This is a genomic window from Mesorhizobium sp. M1A.F.Ca.IN.022.07.1.1 (assembly GCF_003997575.1).
GTDB lineage: Bacteria > Pseudomonadota > Alphaproteobacteria > Rhizobiales > Rhizobiaceae > Mesorhizobium.
Genome location: NZ_RZST01000108.1, coordinates 1 through 2500 on the forward strand (window position 1 = coordinate 1; position 2500 = coordinate 2500).

General features: G+C 65.6%; 3 protein-coding genes (1 of these 3 cut by a window edge). 2 read left to right on the forward strand and 1 reads right to left on the reverse strand.

All coding sequences use genetic code 11. From position 1 onward, the window contains the following. Both EOA75_RS14480 and EOA75_RS14485 read left to right on the forward strand, forming a co-directional pair. Positions 1 to 329, forward strand: a 329-nt coding sequence (locus EOA75_RS14480; protein ID WP_164747386.1) for a L,D-transpeptidase, incomplete at its 5' end; no start/stop codon positions are given. Positions 330 to 571: 242 nt separating this feature from the next. Continuing rightward, a complete protein-coding gene (locus tag EOA75_RS14485; RefSeq protein ID WP_127324514.1) occupies positions 572 to 2128 on the forward strand; it encodes an MFS transporter in 1557 nt (518 codons plus the stop codon). On the opposite strand, the gene EOA75_RS14490 is transcribed toward EOA75_RS14485, so the two are convergent. Further along, positions 2125 to 2500: the end of a M23 family metallopeptidase gene (locus EOA75_RS14490; protein ID WP_127324516.1), read on the reverse strand. 1604 nt of this gene lie beyond the right edge of the window; only the last 376 of its 1980 coding nucleotides appear in the window; its start codon lies off the right edge, out of view; its stop codon occupies positions 2125 to 2127. The genes EOA75_RS14485 and EOA75_RS14490 overlap by 4 nt on opposite strands.

Consider the following 2500-nt stretch of genomic DNA (forward strand, 5'->3'; position numbering starts at 1 on the left):
CCACCGGCATCCACACCGTGTCGCGCATCGCGCTCGATCCCAATTACACCTATAATCCCAGCATCAATTTCAAGCAGGGCCAGAACGACAAAATCCTGACCATCCCGCCGGGGCCGAACGGTCCGGTCGGTTCGGTCTGGATCGCGCTGGACAAGCCGACCTACGGCATCCACGGCACGCCCGATCCTTCCAAGATCGGCAAGACCGAAAGCCACGGCTGCGTGCGCCTGACCAACTGGGATGCGCGAGAGCTCGCCAAGCTGGTGTCGCCGGGCGTGACCGTCGAGTTCGTCGGCGGGTCTTCAGTCGATGATTTTGCGCAGCAATGAGCCGCGCAGGGCGGTTGCATAGATCCGCTGCATCGCCAGGATGAACCCGCGCTGAGCAGCGGGTGATGAAGCATAGGCTGGCTCTTCCCCTTCTGGAATGACCGGCCGGAACCTAGCACGCGACGGCTCGTTTGCATTTACGATGGCTACCTTCCTGGCCATGCCGTCAGACCAAACTGGTTTCAGAACTGCAATCTTCTGGCTCGTTGTTACCGATACGCCGGAGAGCTAAGCAGGTTTTCATGCCTTCCTCGAGTGAAGCCACAGCCGATTCGCTTTCGACCGCGACGCGCGCGAACGGCACCTTTTGCCCGCAGACGCAGCGCAAGTTCGTGCTGGTCGCGGCAATTCTGGCCTCGGCGCTCGGCTTCATCGACGGTTCGATCCTGGCGATCGCCATGCCGGCCTTGCGCGTCGATCTCGGCGCCAGCCTGGCGCAAGCGCAATGGATCTCCAACGCCTATGCGCTGACGCTTTCGGCGCTGATTCTGGCCGGTGGCGCCGCCGGCGACCGATTCGGCCTCAGGCGCGCATTCGTGACCGGCATAGCGGTCTTCATCGCGGCGTCGCTCGCCTGCGCGCTGGCGCCCAATCCGGCAATGCTGATCGTGTTCCGCGCCATTCAAGGCGTCGGCGCCGCCGTCATGGTGCCGGGCAGCCTCGCCATCATCGCCAAGGCCTACCCCAAAAAGGAGCGTGGCCGGGCGATCGGCATCTGGGCCGCGGCCTCGGCGCTGACCACGGCGCTCGGGCCGGTGCTCGGCGGCTTCGTGCTGTCGACTTTCGGCAACGGCGTCTGGCGCACGATCTTTGCCGTCGACCTGCCGCTCGGACTGGTTTCGATCTATCTGCTGCTCGCCAAGATACCGGCGGACCAGCCGACCGAAAAGCGCAGCCTCGACCTCGGGGGCGCCGCGCTCGCCACGCTCGCCTTCGGGGCGCTGGCCTATGGGCTGACGGCGATGAACGCCGAGGGCGGCGGGATAATGGCCGGGCCGGCGATCGTCGCTGGCGTCGTCCTGCTTTTCATTTTCATTCTCTATGAGCGCTGGCAGCGCGAGCCGATGATCGATCTCGGCCTGTTTCGCATCGGGGCCTTCGCCGGCGCCAATCTCGCGACCTTCTTCCTCTATTTCGCGCTGTCGGCGAACCTGTTCTACCTGCCCATGGTTCTGATCGCGGGCTGGGGACTGAGTTCGGCCGAGGTCGGCTTCATCTTCCTGCCGCTGTCGGCATTGATCGCGCTGCTGTCGGGGCCGGTCGGCCAGTGGTCCGACAAGATCGGCCCGCGCCTGCCGATCGCCGCCGGCAGCTTGGTCGTCGCCATCGCCTTTGCCGGCATGGCCCTGCTCGCCCATGCCGGGATCCACAATTTCTGGACCGGGACCTTTCCGCTGATGGCGGTGATGGGGCTCGGCATGGCGCTCGTCGTGTCGCCGCTGTCGACGGCGATCATGACCTCCGTCGAGGACAAGGACACGGGCGCGGCATCCGGCATCAACAATGCCGTCTCGCGCACCGGCGGCCTGATCGCGGTGGCGGCGATGGGCTCGCTCGCGGCTTTCGTCTATGCGCGATCGACCGGCAGCCCTGCCGGCATGCCCGGTTTCGGCGAACCGCCGGCGTCCGGGCTCGCGGCCAATCTCGACGCGTTGAGGATTGCGGCAAGCGATTCGGCCTTTGCCGCGGTCGCCGCCGTCACGACGCTGCTTTGCCTGCTATCGTCGATCCTCGCCTGGCTCACCGTGCCCGGACAGGCGCTGCCCTGGCCACGGCAGACGGGCGATTCGCCGGATTAGTTGGGAAGCTGCGAATCGGTCTTGGCGCTGGCGACCTTCAGCGAATTTCCGTCTTCCTGCTTGAGCAGGTCGTCGATACGCTCGCGCTCGCGCTTGAAGGCAACGAGATCGTCGCCCTTCAGCACCTTGCCGACCGGCAGGCGGACGCGCATCGGGTCGACCTTGGTGCCGTTGACGATCAGCTCGTAGTGGAGGTGCGGGCCGGTGGCGAGGCCGGTCTGGCCGAGATAGCCGATGACCTGGCCCTGACGCACGCGCACGCCCGGCTCGATCCCTTTGGCGAAAGCGCTCTGGTGATTGTAGGAAGTTTCGTAGCCATTGGCGTGGCGGATGATGATCTGCTTGCCGTAGCCGCCGGCCCAGCCGACCTTT

What these genes read in the sequence shown, in the direction of transcription:
- EOA75_RS14485 (WP_127324514.1), top strand. Translation starts at nt 572, where the DNA reads ATGCCTTCCTCGAGTGAAGCCACAGCCGATTCGCTTTCGACCGCGACG.